Here is a 24922-nt window from a genome sequence, read left to right as displayed (position 1 = left end):
GTCAACCACTCAGGCGGACGCGCGGGTGGCGTCGTAGAACAGGTCCCGGGTGGCTTCGTGCTGCACCGCTTCGGCAATCTCCGCCTCTTCCTGAGCCTCAGTCGCGCACTGTTGGCGCTGCTCAGGGCGAATCCCCAGCCGGCGGAACAGCTGGCGGTCCGCGTCCGCCTCCGGGTTGGTGGTGGTCAGCAGCTTTTCGCCGTAGAAAATCGAATTGGCGCCGGCGAAGAAGCACAGGGCCTGCATCTGATCGTTCATCTGCTCGCGCCCGGCCGACAGGCGCACGTGTGACCGGGGCATCATGATCCGCGCCACCGCGATGATTCGGACAAAATCGAACGGGTCCATATCGTCCACGGATTCCAGCGGCGTGCCCTTGACCTTCACCAGCATATTCACCGGCACGCTCTCCGGATGCTGGGGCAGGTTCGCCAGTTGGACCAGCAGGCCAACCCGGTCGTCCTCATCCTCGCCCATGCCGAGAATGCCTCCGCAGCAAACCTTCATGCCGGCCTGACGAACGTGGTCCAGCGTGTCGAGGCGGTCCTGATAGGTCCGGGTAGTGATGATGTGGTTGTAGAACTTCTCGGAGGTGTCCAGGTTGTGGTTGTAGTAGTCCAACCCGGCATCCGCCAGCTCCTGGGCCTGTCCCGCGTCCAGCATGCCCAGGGTCATGCAGGTTTCCAGCCCCAGGGACTTCACCTGGCGGACCATGTCCAGCACGTAGGGCATGTCCTTGCGGGTAGGGCTGCGCCAGGCGGCCCCCATGCAGAACCGGGACGCGCCCTTGTCGCGGGCGGCCCGTGCCTCCGCCACCACCTTCTCAATCTCCAGCAGCTTCTCTTTCTCGAGGCCGGTGTTGTAGTGCCCACTCTGGGGGCAGTACTTGCAGTCCTCCGGACAGGCGCCGGTTTTGATGGACAGCAGGGTGCTCACCTGCACTTCATTGGCGTCGAAATGCTGGCGGTGCACCGTCTGGGCGCGGAACAGCAGGTCGTTGAAGGGCAGCTCGAACAGCGCGCGGGCTTCCTGGAGTGTCCAATCGTGACGGGTGTCGTTCGCGGTCATGGCCGGGTCCTGTTAACCTTTGCAGGCTTTTTGGTTTACGGATGAACCGATGATAAAGGGACTGGCCATGCTGTCAACCTGGATTGGACCAAAGGTTAACCGAGGGACCCGCGCCGACCAGTGCGTTGCCTGCCTCGCCCACGGCGCCCGTGAGGGCCTCTGCGACGGCTGCTGGAGCGACCTGCCGATCAACGAAACCTGCTGCCACCAATGCGCCCTGCCCTTGCCCCGGGCCCGCGATGGGCAGCGGTGTGGAGAGTGCCTGCGCCAACCGCCCCCGTTTCACCGGGCCCACATCCCGTGGCGATACCAGTATCCGATGGATGGCCTGCTCGGCCGCTACAAATACCGCAATCAACTGGCGTTCGGCCGCCCCCTGATCGCCGGTCTGGCGGATTTTCTGGAAGCGATGCTGGACCTGCCCGGGGCGGAACCCCCGGAGCAGATCATCCCGGCGCCCATGTTTGCGGCCCGGCGGCGCCGGCGGGGCTTCAACCAGGCCCAGGACATCGCCGAACAGATCGGCCAGCGCCTGAACCTGCCGGTGAATGCCGGCGCTCTGACACGCGTGCGGGCGGCCGAGAGCCAGCGCGGCCTGGACCGGGCCGGGCGGTTGCGCAATCTGGAGGGGGTCTACGCCGCCACCGGCCCGGTGACTGGTCACGTTGCCCTGCTGGACGACGTTGTCACCACCGGGGCAACAGCCCGGGCGATGGCCGCGACACTGCTAGCCTCAGGAGCGGACTCGGTGGAACTCTGGGCGCTGGCCAGAACGCCGTCTTGACCGCCCACACCGGGGATCAGCCCAGGGTATCCACCACCGTCCGGGCCAGTGCCAGGGACGCGGTCAGGCCCGGCGATTCAATGCCGAACAGATGCACCAGGCCCGGCAGGCCGTGCTCTGACGGACCGTCGATCCGGAAGTCCATGAAGCCACTGCCCGGGCCCGCCAGTTTTGGCCGGATACCGGCATAGGCTGGCAGCAGCCGGGCCGGGTCCAGACCGGGCCACCAGCGTTGAACGCTCGTCGCAAAGGCGTCGGCCCGTGCTGGATCAACGGTGTAATCTTCCGTCTCAATCCAGGCAACATCCGGCCCAAACCGCGCCTGCCCCGCCAGATCCAGGGTCAGATGAACCCCCAATCCACCTTCCTCCGGCAGCGGGTACACCAGCGTCGTAAACGGATGCCGCCCCTGATAGGTGAAATACACGCCACGGGCCAGCCATTGCCGCGGGCGGCTCGATGGCGGCAACCCCTGCCAGACGCTGGCAAGGGCCGGCGCCCCAAGCCCCGCTGCGTTGATGACCTCCCGGGCCCTGAGCCGACATGGCATATCACCGCCCACCTCAAGTAAATGCCCACCGCCGTCCGACTCGGCCCCCCTCACCGGCGCCCTCAACACCAGTTGCCCGCCGTAGCGCTCAAGATCCCCCAGAAGGGCCAGCATCAGGCCATGGGAGTCCACGATGCCGGTTTCAGGCGACCAGAGCGCCGCCCGGGCCTGAACGTCTGGTAGCGCCCGGGCCAGGACCGCCCCCTCCACCCAGTCGAGGGGCACACCGTTGCCCGCGGCGGACCGCTGCACGCGCTCCAGTGACGGCAACTGGCCCGCGTCGGTCGCCACCACCCACTTGCCGCAGCGGCGGTGGCCAACGTGTTTCTCATCGCAGAATTGGTACAGGGCGCGGCGGCCGTCCACGCACAGACGGGCCTTCAGGGACCCTTCCGGATAATACAGTCCGCCGTGAATCACCTCGCTGTTCCGGGACGAAATGCCCTCGCCAAAACGGTCACCCGCCTCCAGCACAAGTACATCACGGCCGGCCATCGCCAGCGCCCGGGCGGTCGCCAGCCCAACCACGCCCGCACCAATCACCACCGTCTGCGCGCTCAATACCTCAGTCATTCCATCTCCCGTTCGATCCGGAGCCGTTACGCCGCCGGCCTCAAACACGTATAATTCCCGAAATTCTCCCAGGTTTGAACCCGCCATGGTCGAGCACGCCGGATACCCTGACACCGCCCCGCCCGCCACTGGGCCATCCGACGCGGGCGCCAGCACGCACCCCTACACCAGCCTCACGCCGGATCGCATCCTGGACGCCCTTGAGCAAGCCGGGCTGGCCGTCAGTGGCCGGCTGTTTGCTCTCAACAGTTACGAGAACCGCGTGTACCAGATCGGCATCGACGACGGACCATCGGTCATCGCCAAGTTCTACCGTCCCGGGCGCTGGTCGGAAGCGGCGATCCGGGAAGAACACGCCTTCACGCTGGAACTTCAGGCCGCGGACATCCCGGTGGTTGCGCCCCAGCCCCTCGCCGGCGGCGACACCCTGGGCCACGACGGCGAATTCTGGTTTGCGGTGTTTCCCCAGCGCGGTGGCCAGGCGCCGGACACCAGCCTGCCGGACACCCTGTACCGGCTTGGGCAATGGCTGGGCCAGATCCACAACATCGGCGACCGCCGCGCATTCGCCCAGCGGCCAACGCTGTCTCTACTGGAGGGGTTGGACGCCCACAATCACCTGCTCGTTGATGGCGGCTGGATTCCCGACGACCTACGCCCAGCCTGGGACAGCCTGATGCCCCAGCTCCGGGACCTGTGCGCCGCCCGGCTGTCGGACGCCGGGCCCGTCGACACCCTGCGCCTGCACGGCGACTGCCATGCAGGCAACATCCTGTGCCGGGACGAGCAGATGCTGTTTGTCGATCTCGACGACTGCCAGAACGGTCCGGCCATTCAGGACATGTGGCTGCTGCTCAACGGCGACGACCACGAACGCGGCGCCCAGCTTGGCGAACTGCTGGAAGGTTATGAACTGTTTCGGGAATTCAACCGCCGGGAGCGCCACCTGATTGAACCGTTGCGCTGCTACCGGCAAATCGCCCACTGCGCCTGGCTGGCCCGGCGCTGGGAAGACCCGGCTTTCCCTCGTTTCTTCCCCTGGTTTGGCCAGCCCCGATTCTGGTCGGACCAGATCCTGTCGCTCCGGGAACAGATGGCGGCGCTGCAGGCACCGGCCATCAGCGTGCCGGGCCAGTACTGAGCCGCGCGCCCGGCCCCGAGAGCCACCAGACCCAACATCGGATCCGTACAGACTGAGCCACTCATGACCGAGAAAGCCCCGACATCAAAACAGCCCGACAACAGCACCCCGCCGGTCCCCATGACCGATCGACTGTTCGCCACCGAGCGTAACCCCGAGGACTTCCGCTTCGATGCCGCCGTTGCCCGGGTTTTCCCGGACATGATCCGGCGCTCCGTGCCCGGCTACACCACCATCATTCCCATGATCGAGGTGATCACCGGCCAGTACGCCCAGCCCGGCTCCCGCTGCTACGATCTGGGCTGCTCCCTCGGCGCCTCCACCCTGGCGATGCGCCACGGCATCGGTTCGGCGGATTGCACCCTGGTGGGCGTGGACAACTCCCCGGCGATGATCGAGCGCTGCCAGCACTACATCGCCCTGGACGATTCGCCCCTACCGGTCACCCTGCGCTGCGAGGACATCCTGACCACCGAACTGAGCGACGCCTCGGTGACCACCCTGAACTTCACCCTGCAGTTTGTGCCACCGGCCGAGCGCTCGGGGCTGCTGGCCCGCATTGCCCGCGCCACCCGCCCCGGCGGCGTGCTGATTCTCTCGGAAAAGCTGCGTTTCGAGTCGGACGCCGAACAGGCCATCCAGACCACCCTGCACCACGAGTTCAAACGGGCGAACGGCTACTCTGACCTGGAAATCAGCCAGAAGCGCTCCGCCATCGAAAACGTGCTGATTCCGGAAACCCTGGCCACCCACCGCGCACGGCTGCTGGAGGCGGGGTTTGACCAGGTAGTGCTCTGGTACCAGTGCTTCAATTTCGTGTCCATCCTCGCCCTGAAAAACCCGTAACGCCCTATGTTTGACCATCCCGAATTCCAATGGCCCGAGGTTTTTGGCTCGATCCTGTCCCAGCTGCGCGAGACGGGCCTGGCCGACTGGGCCGACCGCCTCCAGGCGCAACTGACCGACCGATTCGAACACCGCCCCCACGGCGACCTGTCCCGCTGGTACGCGGCCCTGCGCAGCCTCCCGGACATCCCACAGTCCGCGCCCGGGCTGAACCGCGCCGCCGTCACGCTGATGGCCGCAGACGCCCTCGCGCCGGACACCCACGAGCAGCTCGAAGCGGCGCTCCGGGGGCTGATGCCTTGGCGCAAGGGGCCCTTCCGGTTCTTTGATGTGGACATCGACACTGAATGGCGCTCGGACTGGAAGTGGGACCGGGTGGCACCACACCTGTCGGATCTGACGGGACGGCAGGTGCTGGACGTGGGCTGCGGCTCAGGCTACCACTGCTGGCGCATGTTCGGCGCCGGCGCCCGGCGGGTAATCGGCATTGACCCGGGGCTGCTGTTCCTGTGCCAGTTCCTGGCGGTGAAACGTTACCTGGAGCCGGCGCTAGGAACGGTGCCCGTAGACCTGCTACCCGTGCGAATGGAAGACCTGCCCGCCGACCTGGAAGCCTTCGATACCACGTTTTCGATGGGCGTGTTGTACCATCGCCGCTCACCGCTGGACCATTTGCTGGAGCTGAAAGGCACCCTGAGGCGGGGCGGCGAGCTGGTGTTGGAAACCCTGGTGGTGGAGGGGCCGGAAGGCTACAGCCTGATGCCCGAGGACCGCTACGGGCAGATGCGCAACGTCTGGTTCCTGCCCAGCTGCGATACCTTGCTGCGCTGGCTCCAGCGCACCGGCTTTCGGGACGCCCGGGTGGTCGACGTGACCGCCACCACCACGGACGAACAGCGCAGCACCGATTGGATGCGATTCAACTCGCTGAAAGACTTTCTGGATCCAGCAGACCCGACTCGCACCATTGAAGGCTATCCGGGGCCGGTTCGGGCGACGGTGATTGCGACCAAGCCCTAACAACGGGAACAGACAGAAGGCTACCAGCCCCGGCGCCGATGGGGACGCCAAGGCTAGTGCTTTTTCGTCTCAGGCGCCGAACGGATGCCGCAGGATGATGGTTTCCACCCGGTCCGGGCCGGTGGAAATGATGTCGATGGGGGCTTCGATCTGTTCCTCCAGGAAACGGATGTACGCCTTGGCGTTCTCCGGCAACTGGTCCAGGGAGGTCAGGCCGACGGTGCTTTCGCTCCAGCCCGGCAGCTCCTCGTACACCGGCTCGATCTCGGCAAAGTGCTCACAGCCGATGGGCGGGCGGCCAATCATGCCGTTCGGGGTTTTGTAGCCAACGCAGACTTTCACCGTCTCCAGTCCGTCCAGCACGTCCAGCTTGGTCAGGCAGATGCCGGATACGCTGTTGATCTGGATGGCATGGCGCAGAGCCACGGCGTCGAACCAGCCACAGCGACGGGCGCGGCCGGTGGTGGTGCCCACTTCGTTGCCCTTGACCGCCAGGTGCTTGCCCATGTCGTCAAACAGCTCGGTCGGGAACGGACCGGAACCCACCCGGGTGGTGTAGGCCTTGGTGATGCCCAGCACGTAATCGAGGAACAGCGGGCCAAAACCGGAACCGGTGGCGGTGCCGCCGGCGGTGGTGTTGGAGGAGGTCACGTACGGGTAGGTGCCCAGATCGATGTCCAGCAGGGAGCCCTGGGCGCCCTCGAACATGATGTGTTCGCCCCGCTTACGCAGGTCGTGAAGAATGTCGGTGACGTCCGCCGCCATGGGCAGGATTTCTTCACCCATCTTGTTCAGTTCGGCGAGGGCAGCGTCAATGTCCTCCGGCTCTTCCTTGTAGTACTCGGACAGCACGAAATTGTGATAGCCCATGATTTCGCGGACCTGGGCCTCGAAGGCGCCGGCGTTGCACAGATCACCCAGGCGCACGCCACGGCGTGCCACCTTGTCTTCGTAGGCCGGGCCGATGCCACGGCCGGTGGTACCGATCTTGTCGTTGCCCCGGGCGCGCTCACGGGCCTGATCAATGCGCACGTGGGTGCGCAGGATAATCGGACAGGCCAGGCTGATCTTCAGGCGTTCGCGCACGGCTACCCCGTTCGCTTCCAGCTCGCGGACCTCCTTGAGCAACGCCTCCGGGGACAGCACCACGCCGTTGCCGATCAGGCACTGCACGTCCTGTCGCAGGATGCCGGAGGGAATCAGGTGAAGCGCGGTCTTGCGGCCCTCGATCACCAGGGTGTGACCGGCGTTGTGACCGCCCTGGAACCGCACCACCGCGGACACATTTTCGGTCAGCAGATCCACGATCTTGCCCTTGCCTTCATCACCCCACTGGGTGCCCAGCACAACTACGTTCTTGCCCATGATGCTCTCTCAGTTCAGTCCAGGGTCTCGACGACCCACTGGCCATCTTTCATTACCAATTGACGGTCGCAGCCCCGGTCGGCGGGGTTGCAGCCTTCGTCCTCCGGGAGCGCCTGCACCACCGTCTCGGTGAGACGCAGCCCCGCGATCACGCCCGCCAGGGACGGATCATCGCTGCTCGGCGCCCAGACCGCGGGGCTGGCCGGCGACGGGCGGGTGCCCAGGGCGACCAGTGCGCGGATGTCCAGGCTAAAACCGGTGGCCGGCCGGGCGCGGCCAAAATCGCCGCCGATGGCATCGTAGCGGCCGCCCTTGCCCACCGCGTCGCCGTGCCCGGGCACGTAGGCGGCGAACACCAGACCGGTGTGGTAGTTGTAGCCCCGGAGTTCGCAGAAATCGAAGCCGACGCTGACTTCCGGGTAGCGCGCCGCAATGAATTCGAAGACCCGCTCAAGCTGCGCCAGCGCCGCGTCCAGAGCCTCTGACGCGCCCTCAAGAATGGCGCGGGCGTCGGCCAGAGCGGCGGCGCCGCCACTGACCCGCGCCAGTTGGCGCAGGCGCGCTCCCGCTGACCCGGCCTGACAGTGGCCCAGCAACTGGTCCAGTTCGGGCACGGATTTGCGGGCCATGGCGTCAAAAATCGCCGCCTCGGTGTCCCGGTCAAAATCCGCCGCGTCCATCAGGCTCTGGTAGATGGCCACGTGGGCGAGGTCCAGGTGAATGCGCGGAAGCCCGGCGAGCCGGAGGGTTTCCAGCATCAGGCTGATCACTTCCAGGTCTGCCGATTCGGAACGGCTGCCAAACAACTCGCAGCCGGCCTGGATCGGCGTCCGACTGGCCAGCATGTGGCGCGGGCGGGTATGGAGCACATGGCCCGCGTAGCACAGCCGGGTGATGCCTTCTTCGGCAAGCGTATGGGCATCAATGCGGGCCGCCTGCGGCGTCATGTCCGCCCGCACACCCATCATCCGCCCGGTGAGCTGGTCGGTGAGCTTGAAGGTCTGCAGTTCCAGATCGTGGCCGGTGCCGGTAAACAAGGATTCGAGGTATTCGATGAGTGGCGGGATCACCAGCTTGTAGCCCCACCGTTGGCAGGTGTCCATCACATCCCGCCGAAGCGATTCGATCCGTCCGGCCAGCGGCGGCAGGATATCCTCCACCCCGTCCGGCAGTAACCAGCGATCAGATACTGTCATGAGATTCCATTGGCTGTCGCGGCCCGCCCCAGGCGGAAGCCGCGGCAGGTGCGCAGGAGTTGAGATTCGATTGATATCGGGTATTGCCAGAACAAAACCGGCCAAATTCTACACGGTTGTCAGGCACAAAAAAACCGGAATACGGGCGTATTCCGGTTTTTGACGCGGGGCCGCCGTCAGTTGGTGGCGCCCTTCGGATCTTTCAGGAACCTGAGGAAGTCGCTGTCCGAATCGATCACCATGATGTCGTCCTTGCTGGAGAACGCCTTCTGGTACGCGGTCAGGCTCCGGTAGAAGCTGTAGAAATCGGGGTCCTTGCTGTAGGACTCGGCGTAGATCCGCGCCGCCTGGCCGTCACCCTCACCCCGGGTCTTCTCGGACTGGGAGAAGGCCTCGGCCAGGATCACAGTCTTCTGGCGGTCGGCGTCGGCTCGAATGCCTTCGGCCTTTTCCTGACCGCGGGACCGGAATTCCTGGGCCAGCTTCTGGCGCTCGGTGGCCATCCGTCGATAGACGTTCTCGCTCACCTGCTGGGGAAGCTCAATGGCCTTCACGCGGATGTCCAGAACGCGGATGCCAAACTCCTTCACGGACGTCTGGTTTACCTCATCCCGCAGCTGGTGCATCAACTCGTCCCGCTGGCCAGTGACCACCTCGTGCATGTTGCGGACACCAAACTCGTTGCGCAGGCCGTTGTCGATGCGGGACGACAGCAGAGATTGGGCGCTGAATTCGTTGCCACCGGTGGCCCGGTAGAAGGTGTCGACGTCCTCAATTTGCCAGGCGACGTACGAGTCCACGTCCAGCGGCTTTTTCTCGACTGTGAGGTACTGCCGGGACGGCAGATCCAGAGTCAGCACCCGCACGTCAAACTGGCGGACCTTGTCCACCACCGGCACCTTGAAGTGGATACCGGGGCCGATGTTGGTCTCAATCAGCTGGCCGAAGCGCAGCAGCACGCCGCGATGGGTCTCGGGGATGATGTAGACGCTGGAGGTCACCACGAGAACAACGATCAAGGCCCCTGCCAGGCCGATAATGCTTTTCGGACCCATTGCTTATCTCCCCGTCCTGGAATTGGTGGATTGGCGGGCGCGCAGTTCACGCAGCACCTGGTCGGTCAGGTTCTGGACGTCCACGCTGTTGCCGGTTCCGGAGCCCGAGATGCCATCGGTGCTGGCAGACGCCGCGCTGCGGCCGGAGGCCAGCTTGTCCAGCGGCAGGTACATCATGTTGTTGGAAGACTTGGTATCCACATACACCTTGGAGGTATTGGACATCACGTTCTCGATGGCCTGCAGGTACATGCGCTCCCGGGTGACGGCCGGCGCCGTGTTATAGGCAGACAGCAGGTCCAGATACCGGGCCGTTTCACCCTGGGCGGTCTCCACCACGCGGGACTTGTACGCCCGCGCTTCTTCGATCATTCGTTTGGCCTGGCCGCGGGCTTCCGGCACCACCTTGTTCGTGTAGGTCTCGGCCTCTTCAATCAGCCGCTGCTCGTCCTCCCGGGCCCGTTGCACTTCCCGGAAGGCATCCTGCACCGGTTCGGGGGGCTGGGTGCTTTCCACGTTCACGCGAATGATCTGCAGGCCCGCGCCGTAGTCTTCCAGGAACGCCTGGAGGCGGCGTTCCACGTTGCGGGCCAGCTCGGCGCGGCCCTCGGTCAGCACCTGGTCCATGGTGGCGTTACCCACTTCGTGACGCAGGGCGCTGTCGGTGGCGAACGCCAGGGCTTCGTTGGAATCCCGCACGTTCAGCACATAGTCCCGGGCATTGCTGACCCGGTACTGCACCTGCAGGTCCACGGACACCAGGTTTTCGTCCTGGGTCAGCATCTGGCCCTGGGATTCGGCGGTGCGCACGCTGGTGAAGCGGACCTTGTAGACGTCGTCAATCAGCGGCACTTTGAAGCGCAGGCCGGGGTCTTCGGTGCGGGAGTATTCGCCAAAGCGGAGCACCACGGCCCGTTCCTGTTCGTCCACAGTGTAGAACGACTGGTAGATCACGTAGCCCACCACCAGGATGGCCGCCAGCGCCAGGATCGCGCCATAACCGCCGGCACTGCCGCCGGAGGACTGGCCATCGCCGCCACCGCCGGAGCGGGAGCCCTTGCCCCCCAGCATCTTGTTGAGCTTATCGAGGCCTTTTTTCAGGGCCTCATCGAGGTCTGGTGGCCCCTGATCATTGCCCCGACGACCACCCCCGTTACCCCAGGGATCGTTGTCGTTGCGGTTCCCACCCGGTTCGTTCCAGGCCATAGCGCTCTCCGTTTCTTTATAAGTCGAATGGCTGCAAATACTAGGGATTTATCCCGGCCCCGGCAATAGCAGGGGTCAGGCGCCCGGCGGCTCCAGCCGTACCCGGGATTCCGCCAGGCCGGCCCGGCTCAGCAGCTGTTGCCAGTCCCGGTTCTCCAGACGCACGTCCAACGCCACGTCGCCGTTGTCCCGATACCGCTCACCAAGCACCGCACCGGCCTCATGCAGGAGCGCCCTCAGCTTGCCATCGGACGGGCCCAACACCACACAGTGGTGCACGACGTCTTCGGCCAGCCGCTCGGCAATGGCGTCAAACAGCAGAGGCAGCCCGGCGCCGGTTACCGCCGAGACCCACACGCGCACCGGCACGCCCTCTTCGTTGCGGTCGACCCGGGGCTCAAAACCGTCCAACAGATCAATCTTGTTGAACACCTGGAGCACCGGAATTTCATCCGCACCGATTTCCGCGAGGACGCTTTCCACCTGCTCGATGTTGTCGTCCCGCCGGGGGTCGTGGCTGTCGATCACGTGCAGCAGGATCGTGGCGTCAGCCGTTTCCTCCAGGGTCGCCCGGAAGGCTTCCACCAATTTATGGGGCAAATGCCGGATGAATCCCACCGTATCCGCCAATACGACCGGCCCGATGTCCGGAAGTTCAAGCCGGCGCAGGGTCGGATCCAGGGTGGCAAACAGCTGGTCGGCGGCGTAGACCGTAGCGGCGGTCAGCCGGTTGAACATCGTCGATTTGCCGGCGTTGGTATAGCCCACCAGGGACACCGTGGGGATATCGGCCCGGTGCCGTGCGCGGCGGCCCTGATTGCGCTGGCGGCGCACTTTCTCAAGGCGTTTGTGGATGGACTTGATGCGTTCCCGAAGCAGCCGACGGTCGGTCTCGAGCTGGGTCTCGCCGGGCCCGCGCAGGCCGATGCCGCCCTTTTGCCGCTCCAGATGGGTCCAGCCCCGCACCAGGCGGGTGGACATGTGCTCCAGCTGGGCGAGTTCGACCTGAAGTTTACCCTCGTGGGTGCGGGCGCGCTGGGCAAAGATATCGAGGATGACACCGGTCCGGTCCAGCACCCGGCACTTGAGCTCCCGTTCAATGTTCCGCTCCTGGCTCGGGCTCAGGGCGTGGTTGAACAGAATAACGTCGGCCTCGTGGGCGACCATCGCATCGCGAATTTCCTCCAGCTTGCCCTCGCCGACAAACAGCCGGGGGCTGGGGTGTTTGCGAGTACCGGTCACCAGCGCGACCGGCTCGACGCCGGCGGACGTCACCAGTTCCCGGAACTCGCCCGGGTCTTCCACATCGTCGTGGGCGGTGAACTCGATGTGGACCAGTACCGCCCGTTCTCCCACATCAGGACGTTCGAACAAAGTTGGCGCACTCCCCGATCACGTAATAATCGTCGTCAGAAAAAGAAACACCCGCGCTCCTCAGGCCAGGGCAGGCCCTTGGAATCGCGGGTGACAAAACCCCAATCAGCCGGGTGGATCAGTCTTCGGACTCACCCTCGCCTACCGGGCTTTGCTGCGGCAGACGAACGTTGCGGGCAGGCACGACGGTGGAGATCGCGTGCTTGTACACCATCTGGCTGACCGTGTTCTTCAGCAGGATCACAAACTGGTCAAAGGATTCAATCTGGCCCTGCAGCTTGATGCCGTTGACCAGGAAGATGGAAACCGGAATGCGTTCCTTGCGCAAGGCGTTCAGGTAAGGGTCTTGTAATGAGTGCCCTTTTGACATGTGTGTTCTCCTGTTTTTAGTGGATGCAGATCGTCATTGTCCAGAAATCAATGTGGTGCGTGGCCCGACTTTTTTCAAGGCTTTCTCAAGCACCCCGCTGCCCGTGCTGTCAAGCCAGTGGACTTGGTCCCACTTGCGCAGCCAGGTCAGCTGTCGTTTGGCCAGTTGCCGGGTGGCGGCCATGCCCCTGCGGACAAACTCATCGTAGTCCGTCTCTCCAGCCAGGTGCGACCACGCCTGCCGGTATCCGACACAGCGCATGGACGGAAGTTCCGGAGTCATGTCACCCCGGGCCATCAGCCCTCTCACCTCGGCCAGGAACCCGGCGTTGAGCATGGCCAGAAAACGCTGGCCAATGCGCTCATGGAGCACATGCCGCTCGCCGGGCGCAAGCGCGAGCTGCGTCACAGTATACGGCAGGCCTGCCCCGTCGTCTGCCTGCCAGCGGGTGAAATAGGTGTAATCCTCGACCGTGCCCTCCGCCCGCCACAGCTCTGAGATTGGCCGACCGGTCAAGTGGATGACTTCCAACGCCCGCAGCAGACGTTGCCGGTTGTTCGGATGGATGAGCTCCGCGGCCACCCGATCTACCCTGGCCAGGTCTTCATGCAGCGCGCTCCAGCCACGCCGGGCCGCGTCCGCCTGCAGGGTCGCTCGTACCGACGCATCCGCCGCCGGCAGGCCGGACAGGCCGTGCAGCAGCGCCTTGTAGTACATCATGGTGCCGCCGACCAGGAGCGGTATGCGCCCGGCCGCCGCGCTGCGGGCCATCTCCGCGAGAGCATCCCGGCGGAAATCGGCGGCGGAATAGGTATCGGCCGGGTCGCAGATGTCGATCAGTCGGTGCGGCGCCCGGGCCAGTTCCTCCGCCGTCGGCTTGGCGGTGCCGATGTCCATGCCCCGGTAGATCATCGCCGAATCGACGCTGATGATGTCACAGGGCAGGTGTTCGCACAGGGCCATGGCCAGGTCTGTCTTGCCGGACGCGGTCGGCCCCATCAGGAAAATCGCAGGCGGCAGGGACGGGTTGCCGGCGCTCGGCTCAGCGGCCACGGAGGAACAGCTTGTCCAGTTCGGCCAGGGTGACCAACGTCCAGGTTGGCCGGCCGTGGTTACACTGGCCGCTGCGTTCGGTGGCTTCCATGTCCCGCAGCAGCGCGTTCATCTCGGGAATGGTGAGCTGGCGGTTGGCCCTCACCGAGCCGTGACACGCCATGGTCCCCAGAAGCTCGTGAATGACCGCCTCCACCCGGTCGCTCTGGCCGTGCTCGATCAGATCCGACAGCACATCCCGCACCAGTTGCTCGGCATCCGCGCCCCGCAGCAGCGCTGGCATCTGCCGAATTGCCAGGGTCTCAGGCCCCAGGCGCTCCACGTGCAGACCCAGTTGGCGCAGCTCGTCGCCGTGGGTTTCCGCGAGGCTGGCCTCTTTCTGGCTCACCGCCAGGGAGACCGGCACCAGCAGCGGCTGGCTTTTCAGGTCCTGCTCCGCCAGCGCCCGCTTCATGCGTTCGTAAGTAATGCGCTCGTGGGCGGCGTGCATGTCGACCACAATCAGCCCGGCCCGGCCCTGGGCGAGAATGTAAATGCCATGGAGCTGGGCGATGGCGTAACCGAGGGGCGGCTCATCGCCGCTGTCCGCTGGCGGCGTGACGCCGGGTGCCGGTGAAAACGGCGCGACCGGCGATTGAGCCGTTTCGGTGGCGCCGGCGCCTGCCGGTTCCGCAACGCCTCCGCCCCCGTTCAACGACTGGTAAAACGCCATCTGGTCGCTGGCCCGCCATTCCTGTGCCGGTGCCGGCCGGGCACCGCCGAACCCGGACGGGCCATAACCCGCGCCGGCGCCTGGCGACGGCGCCCAGGCGCCCGCAGCCTGTGTGCCGGCGACATCAGGGGCCACCGCCGACTCCCGGACCATGGACTGGGCCACGGCACCCCGGAACTGATCGTCCGGCCGCACGTCCGCCAGCGCCCGGTGCAGGGTCCGGAAAATAAAGTCATGCACCAGCCGGCTGTCCCGGAACCGCACCTCGTGTTTGGTCGGGTGCACGTTCACGTCCACGGTGGCCGGATCCACCTCCAGATACAGTACAAAAGCCGGATGCCGGTTGTTGTAGAGCACGTCCCGGTACGCCTGGCGCACGGCGTGGGCCACCAGCTTGTCCCGGATGACCCGGCCGTTGACAAAGAAATACTGCAGGTCCGCCTGGCTGCGGGAAAACGTGGGCAGCGCTACCCAGCCCCACAAGCGCAGGCCGGTGGCCTCGGCATCAATAACCACCGCGTTGTCGATGAACTGCTGCCCGCACAGCGCCCCAATGCGCCGCTCACGATCCACCGGAGAAGCCGCCGGCCGCAGGCTCTGCACCACCCGCTGGTTGTGGCGCAGGGTAAACCCGGTATCAAACCGGCTCAGGGCCTGGCGCCGGAGGCACTCTTCCACGTGGTTAAATTCGGTTTTTTCGGTGCGAAGGAACTTGCGCCGGGCCGGCGTGTTGAAAAACAGGTCGCGGACTTCCACCGTGGTGCCCACCGGATGGGCTGCCGGGGAAATGCGAGCGTCCATATCCCGGCCTTCTACTTCTACCCGGGCCGCGGCTTCCCGGTCCGCCGTCCGGGAGGTCAGGCTCAGGCGGGAGACCGAGCAGATACTGGCCAGGGCCTCACCCCGAAAGCCCAGGGAAGCCACCGCCTCGAGATCGTCCAGGCTAGTGATCTTGCTGGTGGCATGGCGGCTGAGCGCCAACGGCAGGTCGTCTTCCTCGATGCCGGAACCGTCGTCCCGGACGCGGATCAGCTTGGCGCCGCCCTGCTCAATGTCCACGTCCACCCGGGACGCGCCGGCATCCAGGGCGTTTTCAACCAGTTCCTTGACGACGGAGGCGGGACGTTCCACCACTTCCCCCGCCGCAATCTGGTTCGCCAGGCGGGGGGAAAGCAAATGAATGTGGGGCATGTTCAGAACAACCTTAGTGGATCAGGACGCGGGGATTCGAAGGGTTTGCCCTACCATAACACGGTCGTCGTCCAGCCCGTTAAATCGCATGAGCTCGTTCACGGACACCTGGTTGTCCCTGGCCACCTGGGACAGCGTATCGCCCCGCTGAATGCGGTATTGGCTGACGCTGGCATCGGCCTGACCCTGCCGCTTCTTCCAGGCCAGCAGCGTGCCCGGTGGCGGGGTCTTGCGGAAGTAACGATCAATGCCGCTGGCAATAGCACCGGCGATCTTGCGGCGATACTGCTCCGACCCGAGCGCCCGCTCCTCGGTGGGGTTGGAGATAAACCCGGACTCCACCAGAATCGACGGAATGTCTGGCGACTTAAGAACCACGAATGCGGCCTGCTCCACCCGGGATTTGTGCAGACGTGCCACGTCGTCCAGATAGTTCAACACGTCCCCGCCGACGTTCAGGCTGGCGTTGATGCTTGCCGTCATCGACAGGTCCAGGAGGACACCCGCGAGCATTTCGTCCCGACCGTCCAGGGACACGCCACCGGTACCGCCAATCAGATCGGAGCGGTTTTCGGTCTGGGCCAGCCAGCGGGCGGTCTCACTGGTGGCACCCCGTTGAGACAAGGCAAACACGGAAGCGCCACGGGGTTCCGGGTCCCGAAACGCATCGGCGTGAACGGACACAAACAAATCGGCGCTGTACTTGCGGGCGAGGACGGTGCGCTCCCGCAGGCCAATGTAGTAATCGCCCGTGCGGGTCAGCTTGGCGGTGTAACCGGGCATCCCATTGATGCGATCCGCGAGGGTCTTGGCCAGGCGCAGGGTAACGTCTTTCTCCCGGGTGCCCCGAGGGCCACGGGCGCCAGGGTCTTCCCCCCCATGGCCGGCATCCACCACCACAATGATGTCCCGCTTGCCGGACGACTCGTGGGTGACCGTGGGACGGGTGGCCTGCTCAACCCGCGTACCGTTCTCGTCCACCAGGTCGACCACCAGCCGGTTGCCGTACTGCTGGTTGGGCGCCAACTGGAAACTGCGGGGCTTGATGGGCCCTTTCAGGTCCAGCACCACGCGCAGGTCGTTGCCGTTACGGGGCGCGCTGCGAATCCGACGGATCGGGGTGCCGGACAGATCCAGGGCCTCAAGCCGGGCCTTGAGCGCCGCGTCTTTCAAATCAATCACCAGGCGGTCCGGGCCCTTCAGGGCAAACACGTTGTGCTCCACCGGGCCGGTCAGATCAAACACCAGACGGGTGTGGTCCGGCGCTGGCCAGAGCCGGGCATCCTCCACCCGGGTGCCAGCCGTCGCAGCCATCGCCAGCCACCCGGCGAGAAACAGGGTCAAAGTCTGAAGCAGGCGTCGTTGTCGCAGATTCATCGTATCAATCCACATCGTCGGTGGGTTTGTCCGGGTCCGGTTCCGGCCCGATCAGCACCATCTCGTTCATGACCCGCGCACCCCGCTCAGAGCGCGCCCGGATAACCACCGAGCGACCCTCGCGTTCGCGGCTGAGTTGTACATCCAGATCCGGCTCCGGCAACACGCCTTCACCCCGCTCCGGCCACTCAATCAGGCACAGGTTGGTGCCATCGAAATAATCCCGGATGCCCATGTACTCCAGCTCCTCCGGATCACCCAGGCGATACAGGTCAAAGTGATAGACGTTGGGCGTGAGCTGGTCGTATGGCTCCACCAGGGTATACGTGGGGCTCTTGACCGCACCCTGATGACCCAAACCCCGCATCACGCCACGGCTGAGGGTCGTTTTGCCCATGCCCAGTTCGCCTTGCAGGAACACCACCAGGCCGTCGTCGCTCGCTTTCGCCAGGCGGGCCAGCTCGCGGCCGAGGCGCTCGGTCTCCGCCTCGCCGTCCAGAAACAGTCGCCGCTCGTTGCCAAACACCGTCATCAGAGTTTCCTCGCTACACCTTATCTGCGGCTGCCGCCTGCTCGGCATCCCGGAACACCAGCGGTAGGTGGCCGATCACGTCCGTTGGCAGCAGGCCCATATACCCGACATGCCCGGACGCCCGATCCGCCGCCGCCAGGTGTGCGCACGCTGCCGCCACAACTGCTGGGGCCAGGCCAGACAGCTGTCCGCACAGGGCACCGATTACCCCGGCAAGGACGTCGCCCATGCCGCCGGTGGCCATCCCCGGGTTGCCGCCGCCCACAATATCCACCGTTTCGGTGCCGGCGGCAATCACGGTGCCGGCACCCTTGAGCAGAACCACGCCACCGTACGTCCGTTGGAGACGCTGCGCAGCACCAATGCGGTCCCGCTCGATGTCCGCCACCTGGCACCCCAGCAGCCGGGCGGCTTCACCGGGATGGGGTGTGAGCACCTGGCGCTCGGATGCCACTGCCACCCGGGACGCCAGCAGGTTCAGGGCGTCCGCGTCCAGCACCCGAGGGACCTCGCTGCCCAGCACCTGCTGCAACATCTGCTGGCCCCAGGCGCCAGTGCCCATACCCGGGCCACACACTACGGTGTCCGCGCCCGAGAGCAAATCCTCAATTTCCGAGCCGTGAATCACGCCCCGGACCATCACCGACGGGCAACGGGCCAGCGCTGCGCCGACGTGTTCCGGGCGGGTCGCGAGCGTCACCAACCCGGCACCGGAGCGGCCCGCGGCTTCCGCCGCCATCAGCCCGGCGCCGCCAAATCCCCGGTCACCGGCAACGATCAACAGGCGCCCGAACTGGCCTTTGTGGGCGTTGGCCGGGCGCCGGGGCAACAGGGCGCGGACATCGTTCCACCGCCGCAGCCGCGCGACTGGAACGCCACCGGCCGCCAGGGCATCGGCATCGGCGCCCAGGTCGTCAAAGGCGATATCGCCGCAGACCGCCGGGCCAACGCCGGTATACAGGCCAGCCTTGCGCCCGATGAACGTCACCGTCAGCGCCGCCCGGACCACCTCGCCCGCGGCCGCGCCGGTGCTGGCATCGAGCCCCGAGGGCACGTCCACCGCCAAAATCGGTGCCGGGCAGGCATTCGCCCGGGCGATTACCTCGGCGAACGGCGATCGGGGCGGGCCGGAGACGCCGGTGCCCAGCATCGCATCCACGATCAGGCTCGCGCCGTCGAGCAGGGAGGCCAGGCCGGCGTCATCCAAGGCCTCAACGGCCTGCACCGGAACGCCGTCCGCCTCGGCCTGCTGCCAGGCTGAGCGGGCATCCCCGGTCAGCCGTTCAACCGGCGCCACTGCCAGGCAGCGAACCTCAAGCCCGTGCCGTTGGGCCTGGGACGCCAGCAGGTAACCGTCACCGCCGTTGTTACCGGCGCCGCACAGCACCAGCACCGGCGACACCGACGGCCAGCGTTTGACCATGCGCCGGAAGGCAGCATGCGCCGCCGACTGCATCAAGCCAAAGCCGTCACCGCCCCGCTGATCGATGATGTGCCGATCGATCCGGCGCACCGCTTCGGCGGAATACAACGGCTCTGGTACACTGCGCGCTGACGATGGCGGCATGGTTCTGCGCTCCCGTTACAGAAACCGGTTTAAGACACTTTTCCAGATATCTGTAAAGCATAGCAAAACCCGAAAAAAGGTCATAACGTAATCAACGGGATTTGCGGGCGATGCATCGCCGCGGCCGTTTTCATCTCCTTCTGACAGATTCCGACACCCCGATACTCCATGACAGACGCTCCGGACACTTCCCAGCAAGACCCAAGGCTGACGGCCCTTCCGGCGCAGATCCGCCAGTGGGCCCGGGACCTTGGCTTTGCCGACCTGGGCATCACTCGGCCCGACCCCGGCCCCCATGGGCAACGCCTGCAGGAGTGGCTGAAGCAGGGGTACCACGGGGACATGGCGTACATGGCGGATCACGGCAACAAGCGCTACACGCCGACGGCGCTGGTACCGGGCACGGCCCGAGTGATCTCGGTGCGCATGGACTACCGGACCGCCCCGGACAACCCCCACCAGGCCCTGGCCAACCGGGAAACCGCCTACGTGACCCGCTACGCGCTCGGCCGGGACTACCACAAGCTGATCCGAAAACGCCTGGCCATCCTGGCCAAGCAGATTGATGACGCCGTCCAGGGCTACGATTACCGGGCTTTCGTGGACAGCGCCCCGGTGCTGGAGCGGGCACTGGCGCAGCGAGCGGGCCTGGGCTGGATGGGCAAGAACACCATGATCATCCACCCGAAGGCGGGGTCGCTCTTCTTTCTCGGGGAAATTTTCACCAGCGCGCCGCTGCCGGTGGACGCGCCGTTTGACACCGAGCACTGCGGCAGTTGCTCCGCCTGCCTCAGCGCCTGCCCCACCGACGCCTTCGTGGGACCGCACCTGCTGGATGCGCGGCGCTGCATCAGCTATCTGACCATTGAACTGAAGGGCCCTATCCCTGAAGAATTGCGGGCCAAGATGGGCAACCGGGTGTTCGGCTGCGACGACTGCCAGCTAGTGTGCCCCTGGAACAAGTTCAGCAAACCGACCCGGGAGCCCGACTTCCGACCCCGCCATCACCTGGACAACAGCGAACTGGCCACCCTGTTCCTGTGGACGGAAGACGAATTCCTGACGCGAACCGAAGGCTCCGCCATTCGCCGCACGGGCTATGAGAACTGGCTGAGAAACCTCGCGGTCGGGCTGGGCAATGCCCCCACGACCATTCCGGTGGTGGAGGCCCTGAAGCAGCGGGCAGACCACCCTTCATCCCTGGTTCGGGAGCACGTTCATTGGGCGCTGACACGCCACGGCCTGGCGCCCTGAGGCGCCGGCGGCTTTCGGGTGGCGCTCAGGAGAGGCGGAAGAAGGTCGCTCGGTAGTGGCGCAGCTCGTTGATGGAATCCCGGATATCGTCCAGGGCCAGATGGCTGCCGTTCTTTTTGACGCCGTCGAGCACGTCCGGGCGCCAGCGACGGGCCAGCTCCTTGACCGTGGACACGTCCAGATTGCGGTAGTGGAAGAAGGCCTCCAGCTCGGGCATGTACTTCACCAGGAATCGACGGTCCTGGCCAATACTGTTGCCACACAGGGGCGACTGGCCGGCGCCGAGGTACTGCTTCAGGAACGCGATGGTCTGCTGCTCGGCTTCCGCCTCGGACACCTTGCTGTCGCGAACCCGCTGGGTCAGGCCGCTAGCACCGTGGGTGCGGGTGCACCATTCGTCCATGGCGTCCAGCAGGCTGTCGGGCTGATGCACGGCAATCACCGGCCCCTCGGCCACCACGTTCAGCTCGGCATCGGTGACGATGGTTGCCATCTCGATGATGCGTTCCTTCTCCGGGTCCAGCCCGGTCATTTCCAGGTCGATCCAGGCCAGAAAGTTGCCGTTTGCCATAGTGTCAGATCCTGCCGTAATGAATGATTGCCGATGTGGGCCCCATGATACAGCGGCCGGGCCGCCATTCCAGTACAATAGCGTCGCAGGGCCACGGGCCCACACCAACACACCCAAATGACCCACCCCTTCACGGCAGCCCGGTTATGGCCAAACGGCGATTGAACAAGCAGCAACAGTGGCGCATCCAGAAGATTCAGGGTGAGCGGGCGGCCCGCGCCAGCCGAAAGGAAAAGGCCATAGAGGCCGAGGCTGGGGAACTGGGGCCGGAGATTGAAGGGCTGGTGATTGCCCACTACGGCCAGCAGCTCGACGTGGAAGCGCTGGACGGTGACGGCCAGGGTCAGGTGTTCCGCTGTTTCGTCCGGGCCAACATCGACAGCCTGGTCACCGGCGACCGGGTGGTCTGGCGCCAGGGCAAGAACGACGCTGGCGTGATCGTTGCCCGCTGCGAGCGGAACAACCTGCTGCAACGGCCGGACAACTTCGGCGCCCTCAAGCCCGTCGCCGCCAACATCGATCACATTGTGCTGGTGATCGCGCCGGAACCGGAGCCCCATGACAACCTGGTGGATCGCTATCTGGTGGCCGCCGAGAGCAGCGACATTCCGGCCGTGCTGTTACTCAACAAAACCGACCTGCTGACCGACGCCAACCGCCCCGCCATCGACGCCCTGCTCGCCCGCTACGAGCGGCTGGGGTATCAGGTGGTGCGCACCTCAGCCACCGAATCCGGCAAGCAGCCATCGCCGGAAGTGAGCGCTCTGGTGCAGGGCCAAACCACGGTGTTCGTGGGTCAGTCGGGGGTGGGCAAGTCGTCGATCATCCAGACCCTGATGCCGGAAGAGGCCATCCGGGTGGGCGATGTCTCCGCCAGCACCGGCAAGGGCCGGCACACCACCACCACGGCACGGCTGTTCCACCTGCCCATTGGCGGGGATCTCATCGATTCCCCGGGCATCCGGGAATTCGGCCTGTGGCACATGACGCCAGGGGAAATTGAATACGGCTTCCGGGAAATCCGCCCGCTGATCGGCACCTGCAAATTCCGCAACTGCCGCCATCAGGGTGACCCCGGCTGCGCGCTGGACGCTGCCGCTGCGGACGGACGCATCAGCCCGGAGCGTCTGAAAAGCTTCCACCGCATCCTGGCAGACATGGCCGAGCAGCAGGCTCGAGGCCTGACTCTCGGCTAAGGGTCTTACGACCTACCAGTTAAGCTCCCCCGGTTTGGGCTCCGGCTTGTCGCTGCCCCAGTCGCCGCCTTCCAGTTTCTTCATGGCGTCCTGGGACTGCTGCTCGGTCGGCTGGGTCAGGTCGATGACCGGCGCGTCGCTGCCGCTGGCTTTTTCCTGAATGCCATCGGCGGTTTTCTTGTTCAGCACGATGATGGAAATGCGGCGGTTCACCGGCGCCAGAGGGTCGTTCTTGTCAAACAGCACCGAATCCGCCAGACCCACCACCCGGGCAATCTGCCCGGAGCGCACGCCACCGGCCACCAGCGCCCGACGCGCGGTGTTGGCCCGGTCGGCGGAGAGTTCCCAGTTGGTGTAGCCGGGGCGGCCGTTGTAGGGCGTCGCATCGGTATGGCCGGTAATACTGAGTTTGTTGCTGACGGAGCCCAGGGTCTTGGCCAGCTCGAACAGGATGTCCTGGGAATAGTACTTGAGCTCGGCGCTGCCGCTGTCAAACATCGGCCGCCCGGAGCGGTCGACGATCTGGATGCGCAGGCCCTCGTCGGTGATGTCGATCAGCAGCTGATCCTTGAACTTCTGCAGGGTCTCACTCTGCTCGATGCGCTGCTTGAGCTCCTGGAACAGTTCTTTCATACGGCGCTGTTCGAGGGTGTCCGCCAGTTGATCCACCTGTTCGTCCTTGAGCTGGATCTGGTTGGGCGCCTGATCCTGGGTGGTCTCTTTCACCACCGAGGCGCTGCCTTCCAGGTCCACCGGGTTGGGCGATCCGCCTTCCGTGAAGCCAACGGGATCCCGGAAATACCCTTCCACTGCCCGCAACTGCTCCGGGCTGGCCGTAGAGGTCAGCCAGAGCACCAGAAAAAACGCCATCATGGCGGTGGCGAAGTCAGCAAACGCCACTTTCCACGAGCCACCGTGGTGGCCACCGGCAACGCGCTTCTTGCGTTTGACGATGATCGGTTGTTCGTCACCGGCCACGGGCCACCCCCATCACACGCATCCCGCCATTACTTGGAGCGAACATGGTCGTTGAGCTCCTGGAAGCCCGGGCGTTTATCCGTGGGCAGCGCCTTGCGGCCGAATTCAATCGCCATCTGCGGCGCCTGGCCGGAAACCGTCGCCACCAGCGCCGATTTGACGCACTCGTAGGCCTTCAGTTCGTACTTGGCCGCGTGTTCCAGGGCAATGCCGGTGGGGCCAACGAAGCCATAACCCATAAAGATACCCATGAAGGTGCCCACCAGGGCCGCCGCCACGCTGTGGCCGATCACCTCGGGGCCTTCGGACATATAGTTCATGGTGATCACGATGCCCAACACCGCCGCCACAATCCCCAGCCCCGGCAGAGCATCCGCGATCTTGTTGACGGCGTGGGCGGGTTCCTCGAGCTCGTGCTGCCGGCTGTCGATTTCCGCCTCCATCATGCCTTCAAGTTCATGGGTGGCCATATTGCCGGCGCTGATGATGCGCAGGTAGTCGGTCACGAACGACAGCAGCTCCTTGGACTTCATCACCGCCGGGTAACGACTGAAGATCTGGCTGGACTCGGGGTTGTCGATGTCTTCCTCAATGGACATCACCCCCTGTTTGCGGGACTTGTCGAAGATGTCGTACATCAGGCTCAACAGATCCATGTAAAACGCTTTGTTGTAGGGCGAGCCAGTCAGCAACCGCATGCACTTGCCGAACACATCCTTGAGGGTATGCACGGGGTTGGCAATGATGAAAGAGCCAATGGCGGCGCCAAAGATGATCAGCACTTCGGTTGGCTGCCACAGGACCAGCAGGTTCCCGCCGTGCATGGTAAAACCGCCCAGCACGCAGGCAAAAACGATAATTGCACCAATAATCAGCAACATGGATGTGTTCGCACGCTTTATTGTCGTCAGTTGGATCGGGGCCGGCCAGCACCGCCGGGACCTTCCCGTCCTACACCTAAGGAGGCTTACCGCCCGATAATACCAGCGCCACCGGGCCCCGGCGACGCCGCAAAACCATTTCTACACGGCCCCTGGGGTTTGGTAAACTCCGCCACCCCGAACCCAAAGGTCTGTTGTTGCCATGCTCGATAAACTGTTTGTGCTGAGTCAATACGTGACGCCTCAGCAAACCGTATCACGGATCGCCGGTCGCCTGGCCGACAATGTCGGCAACCCGGCCATGAAAAACCGCGTGATCAAGTGGTTTATCGACCGCTACGGCGTAAACATGAGCGAGGCGGCGGAACCGGATTTCACCGCTTACCCGTCGTTTAACGCGTTCTTCACCCGCGCCTTGAAAGCCGGCGCCCGGCCCATCGCCGGGGGCGATACCACCCTGGTCAGTCCGGTGGACGGCGCCATCTCCCAGTTGGGTCAGATTACCGATGGCCGGGTGTTCCAGGCCAAAGGCCAGTCCTTCAGCCTGGTGGAACTGCTCGGCGGCGATCCCCAGCGGGCAAAGGATTTCGAGGACGGCGAGTTCGCCACGCTCTACCTGTCGCCGAGCGACTACCACCGCATTCACATGCCGGTGACCGGCACCCTGCGGGAGATGGTCTACGTCCCCGGCAAACTGTTCTCGGTCAATCCGACCACCGCGGAGAACGTGCCCAACCTGTTCGCCCGCAACGAGCGGGTGGTCTGCCGTTTTGATACCGACCACGGCCCCATGGCTCTGGTACTGGTGGGCGCGATGATCGTCGGCAGCGTCGAGACCGTCTGGTCCGGCGTGGTGGCTCCAGGCAACCGACTGGTCACCACCTCGGTCTATCAGGGCGAGCGGGCCATCGAGATTGCCAAGGGCGACGAGATGGGCCGTTTCCGGCTGGGCTCCACGGTGGTGATGGTGATGCCAAAAGGCCGCGTGCGCTGGAACTCAGAACAGGTGGCCGGCAAGAGCATTCGCATGGGCGAGGCCTTCGGCGAACTGCTCGGCTGAGA

Annotated in this window: 23 protein-coding genes; 7 read left to right on the top strand and 16 right to left on the bottom strand. The window is 65.0% G+C overall.

All coding sequences use genetic code 11. From position 1 onward, the window contains the following. Window positions 1–9 precede the first annotated feature (9 nt). Window positions 10–1068 carry a biotin synthase BioB gene (gene bioB / locus V3388_RS04195; RefSeq protein ID WP_336366264.1) on the bottom strand — a complete coding sequence of 353 codons (1059 nt, stop codon included), beginning with the start codon at window positions 1066–1068 and terminating at the stop codon, window positions 10–12. A gap of 49 nt (window positions 1069–1117) precedes the next feature. Between bioB and V3388_RS04190 the strand changes: the two genes are divergently transcribed. Continuing rightward, on the top strand, window positions 1118–1852 hold the full coding sequence (locus V3388_RS04190) for a ComF family protein (RefSeq protein WP_336366263.1): 735 nt from the start codon (window positions 1118–1120) through the stop codon (window positions 1850–1852). 16 nt (window positions 1853–1868) lie between these two features. On the opposite strand, the gene V3388_RS04185 is transcribed toward V3388_RS04190, so the two are convergent. Beyond that, complete coding sequence (locus V3388_RS04185; protein ID WP_336366262.1) at window positions 1869–2975, bottom strand: NAD(P)/FAD-dependent oxidoreductase; 1107 nt, start codon at window positions 2973–2975, stop codon at window positions 1869–1871. A gap of 85 nt (window positions 2976–3060) precedes the next feature. Here V3388_RS04185 and V3388_RS04180 point away from each other — a divergent pair, with 85 nt between their 5' ends. The 3 genes from V3388_RS04180 (at window position 3061) to cmoB (ending at window position 5982) form a co-directional block, all read left to right on the top strand. Continuing rightward, window positions 3061–4116, top strand: coding sequence for a serine/threonine protein kinase (locus V3388_RS04180; RefSeq protein WP_336366261.1), 1056 nt, complete (start codon window positions 3061–3063; stop codon window positions 4114–4116). Window positions 4117–4236: 120 nt separating this feature from the next. Further along, window positions 4237–4962, top strand: coding sequence for a carboxy-S-adenosyl-L-methionine synthase CmoA (gene cmoA, locus V3388_RS04175; RefSeq protein ID WP_336366462.1), 726 nt, complete (start codon window positions 4237–4239; stop codon window positions 4960–4962). A 6-nt stretch (window positions 4963–4968) separates the two neighbouring features. Next, a complete protein-coding gene (gene cmoB, locus V3388_RS04170) occupies window positions 4969–5982 on the top strand; it encodes a tRNA 5-methoxyuridine(34)/uridine 5-oxyacetic acid(34) synthase CmoB (protein WP_336366260.1) in 1014 nt (337 codons plus the stop codon). Between the two features lie 69 nt (window positions 5983–6051). On the opposite strand, the gene V3388_RS04165 is transcribed toward cmoB, so the two are convergent. From V3388_RS04165 to V3388_RS04115, 11 genes are all read right to left on the bottom strand, one after another. Beyond that, window positions 6052–7347 (bottom strand): adenylosuccinate synthase, encoded by a 1296-nt coding sequence (locus tag V3388_RS04165; RefSeq protein WP_336366259.1) that lies wholly within the window; start codon window positions 7345–7347, stop codon window positions 6052–6054. Window positions 7348–7361: 14 nt separating this feature from the next. Further along, window positions 7362–8543, bottom strand: coding sequence for an ATP phosphoribosyltransferase regulatory subunit (locus tag V3388_RS04160; RefSeq protein ID WP_336366258.1), 1182 nt, complete (start codon window positions 8541–8543; stop codon window positions 7362–7364). A gap of 176 nt (window positions 8544–8719) precedes the next feature. Then, a complete protein-coding gene (gene hflC / locus V3388_RS04155; RefSeq protein WP_336366257.1) occupies window positions 8720–9598 on the bottom strand; it encodes a protease modulator HflC in 879 nt (292 codons plus the stop codon). Between the two features lie 3 nt (window positions 9599–9601). Beyond that, window positions 9602–10804, bottom strand: coding sequence for an FtsH protease activity modulator HflK (gene hflK / locus V3388_RS04150; protein WP_336366256.1), 1203 nt, complete (start codon window positions 10802–10804; stop codon window positions 9602–9604). A 75-nt stretch (window positions 10805–10879) separates the two neighbouring features. Further along, entirely contained in the window at window positions 10880–12178 is a 1299-nt protein-coding gene (hflX, locus tag V3388_RS04145) for a ribosome rescue GTPase HflX (RefSeq protein WP_336366255.1), read from the bottom strand. 118 nt (window positions 12179–12296) lie between these two features. Further along, window positions 12297–12548 carry an RNA chaperone Hfq gene (gene hfq, locus V3388_RS04140; RefSeq protein WP_336366254.1) on the bottom strand — a complete coding sequence of 84 codons (252 nt, stop codon included), beginning with the start codon at window positions 12546–12548 and terminating at the stop codon, window positions 12297–12299. Between the two features lie 33 nt (window positions 12549–12581). Next, on the bottom strand, window positions 12582–13547 hold the full coding sequence (gene miaA / locus V3388_RS04135; RefSeq protein ID WP_336366461.1) for a tRNA (adenosine(37)-N6)-dimethylallyltransferase MiaA: 966 nt from the start codon (window positions 13545–13547) through the stop codon (window positions 12582–12584). Window positions 13548–13590: 43 nt separating this feature from the next. Beyond that, the gene (mutL, locus tag V3388_RS04130; protein ID WP_336366253.1) at window positions 13591–15504 is read right to left on the bottom strand and encodes a DNA mismatch repair endonuclease MutL; all 1914 of its coding nucleotides are present in this window, start codon (window positions 15502–15504) and stop codon (window positions 13591–13593) included. A 21-nt stretch (window positions 15505–15525) separates the two neighbouring features. Continuing rightward, on the bottom strand, window positions 15526–16881 hold the full coding sequence (locus V3388_RS04125) for an N-acetylmuramoyl-L-alanine amidase (protein WP_336366252.1): 1356 nt from the start codon (window positions 16879–16881) through the stop codon (window positions 15526–15528). A gap of 4 nt (window positions 16882–16885) precedes the next feature. Further along, window positions 16886–17413, bottom strand: a complete 528-nt coding sequence (gene tsaE, locus V3388_RS04120; RefSeq protein WP_336366251.1) for a tRNA (adenosine(37)-N6)-threonylcarbamoyltransferase complex ATPase subunit type 1 TsaE — start codon at window positions 17411–17413, stop codon at window positions 16886–16888. A gap of 13 nt (window positions 17414–17426) precedes the next feature. Continuing rightward, window positions 17427–18980, bottom strand: a complete 1554-nt coding sequence (locus tag V3388_RS04115) for an NAD(P)H-hydrate dehydratase (protein WP_336366250.1) — start codon at window positions 18978–18980, stop codon at window positions 17427–17429. Between the two features lie 168 nt (window positions 18981–19148). Here V3388_RS04115 and queG point away from each other — a divergent pair, with 168 nt between their 5' ends. Further along, on the top strand, window positions 19149–20234 hold the full coding sequence (gene queG, locus V3388_RS04110; RefSeq protein ID WP_336366249.1) for a tRNA epoxyqueuosine(34) reductase QueG: 1086 nt from the start codon (window positions 19149–19151) through the stop codon (window positions 20232–20234). A 25-nt stretch (window positions 20235–20259) separates the two neighbouring features. Here the strand turns inward: queG and orn are convergent, their stop codons facing one another. Next, window positions 20260–20805 (bottom strand): oligoribonuclease, encoded by a 546-nt coding sequence (orn, locus tag V3388_RS04105; protein ID WP_336366248.1) that lies wholly within the window; start codon window positions 20803–20805, stop codon window positions 20260–20262. 146 nt (window positions 20806–20951) lie between these two features. Between orn and rsgA the strand changes: the two genes are divergently transcribed. Beyond that, window positions 20952–22001 carry a small ribosomal subunit biogenesis GTPase RsgA gene (gene rsgA, locus V3388_RS04100; RefSeq protein WP_336366247.1) on the top strand — a complete coding sequence of 350 codons (1050 nt, stop codon included), beginning with the start codon at window positions 20952–20954 and terminating at the stop codon, window positions 21999–22001. Between the two features lie 12 nt (window positions 22002–22013). Here rsgA and motB read toward each other — a convergent pair whose 3' ends face one another. Together motB and motA are read right to left on the bottom strand one after the other, a co-directional pair. Beyond that, window positions 22014–22979, bottom strand: a complete 966-nt coding sequence (gene motB / locus V3388_RS04095) for a flagellar motor protein MotB (protein WP_336366246.1) — start codon at window positions 22977–22979, stop codon at window positions 22014–22016. Window positions 22980–23008: 29 nt separating this feature from the next. Then, on the bottom strand, window positions 23009–23860 hold the full coding sequence (gene motA / locus V3388_RS04090) for a flagellar motor stator protein MotA (RefSeq protein WP_336366245.1): 852 nt from the start codon (window positions 23858–23860) through the stop codon (window positions 23009–23011). Between the two features lie 202 nt (window positions 23861–24062). Here motA and asd point away from each other — a divergent pair, with 202 nt between their 5' ends. Next, a complete protein-coding gene (gene asd, locus V3388_RS04085) occupies window positions 24063–24920 on the top strand; it encodes an archaetidylserine decarboxylase (protein WP_336366244.1) in 858 nt (285 codons plus the stop codon). The last annotated feature ends 2 nt before the right edge of the window (window positions 24921–24922 follow it).

Source organism: Marinobacter sp. C2H3, from assembly GCF_037080155.1.
Classification (GTDB): domain Bacteria; phylum Pseudomonadota; class Gammaproteobacteria; order Pseudomonadales; family Oleiphilaceae; genus Marinobacter.
The sequence above is the reverse complement of the archived record's forward strand: the minus strand, read 5'-3'. Positions and strand labels throughout refer to the sequence as shown.

Bases quoted from the DNA above. Each gene is read 5' to 3' on its own strand.
- cmoB (WP_336366260.1), top strand. From the start codon at position 4,969: ATGTTTGACCATCCCGAATTCCAATGGCCCGAGGTTTTTGGCTCGATC.
- V3388_RS04180 (WP_336366261.1), top strand. From the start codon at position 3,061: ATGGTCGAGCACGCCGGATACCCTGACACCGCCCCGCCCGCCACTGGG.
- V3388_RS04115 (WP_336366250.1), bottom strand. From the start codon at position 18,980: ATGCCGCCATCGTCAGCGCGCAGTGTACCAGAGCCGTTGTATTCCGCC.
- queG (WP_336366249.1), top strand. From the start codon at position 19,149: ATGACAGACGCTCCGGACACTTCCCAGCAAGACCCAAGGCTGACGGCC.
- miaA (WP_336366461.1), bottom strand. From the start codon at position 13,547: ATGGGGCCGACCGCGTCCGGCAAGACAGACCTGGCCATGGCCCTGTGC.
- hflC (WP_336366257.1), bottom strand. From the start codon at position 9,598: ATGGGTCCGAAAAGCATTATCGGCCTGGCAGGGGCCTTGATCGTTGTT.
- tsaE (WP_336366251.1), bottom strand. From the start codon at position 17,413: ATGACGGTGTTTGGCAACGAGCGGCGACTGTTTCTGGACGGCGAGGCG.
- rsgA (WP_336366247.1), top strand. From the start codon at position 20,952: ATGGCCAAACGGCGATTGAACAAGCAGCAACAGTGGCGCATCCAGAAG.
- mutL (WP_336366253.1), bottom strand. From the start codon at position 15,504: ATGCCCCACATTCATTTGCTTTCCCCCCGCCTGGCGAACCAGATTGCG.
- V3388_RS04190 (WP_336366263.1), top strand. From the start codon at position 1,118: ATGATAAAGGGACTGGCCATGCTGTCAACCTGGATTGGACCAAAGGTT.
- motA (WP_336366245.1), bottom strand. From the start codon at position 23,860: ATGTTGCTGATTATTGGTGCAATTATCGTTTTTGCCTGCGTGCTGGGC.
- orn (WP_336366248.1), bottom strand. From the start codon at position 20,805: ATGGCAAACGGCAACTTTCTGGCCTGGATCGACCTGGAAATGACCGGG.
- asd (WP_336366244.1), top strand. From the start codon at position 24,063: ATGCTCGATAAACTGTTTGTGCTGAGTCAATACGTGACGCCTCAGCAA.
- V3388_RS04185 (WP_336366262.1), bottom strand. From the start codon at position 2,975: ATGACTGAGGTATTGAGCGCGCAGACGGTGGTGATTGGTGCGGGCGTG.
- hflK (WP_336366256.1), bottom strand. From the start codon at position 10,804: ATGGCCTGGAACGAACCGGGTGGGAACCGCAACGACAACGATCCCTGG.
- bioB (WP_336366264.1), bottom strand. From the start codon at position 1,068: ATGACCGCGAACGACACCCGTCACGATTGGACACTCCAGGAAGCCCGC.
- V3388_RS04165 (WP_336366259.1), bottom strand. From the start codon at position 7,347: ATGGGCAAGAACGTAGTTGTGCTGGGCACCCAGTGGGGTGATGAAGGC.
- V3388_RS04160 (WP_336366258.1), bottom strand. From the start codon at position 8,543: ATGACAGTATCTGATCGCTGGTTACTGCCGGACGGGGTGGAGGATATC.
- cmoA (WP_336366462.1), top strand. From the start codon at position 4,237: ATGACCGATCGACTGTTCGCCACCGAGCGTAACCCCGAGGACTTCCGC.
- V3388_RS04125 (WP_336366252.1), bottom strand. From the start codon at position 16,881: ATGAATCTGCGACAACGACGCCTGCTTCAGACTTTGACCCTGTTTCTC.
- hfq (WP_336366254.1), bottom strand. From the start codon at position 12,548: ATGTCAAAAGGGCACTCATTACAAGACCCTTACCTGAACGCCTTGCGC.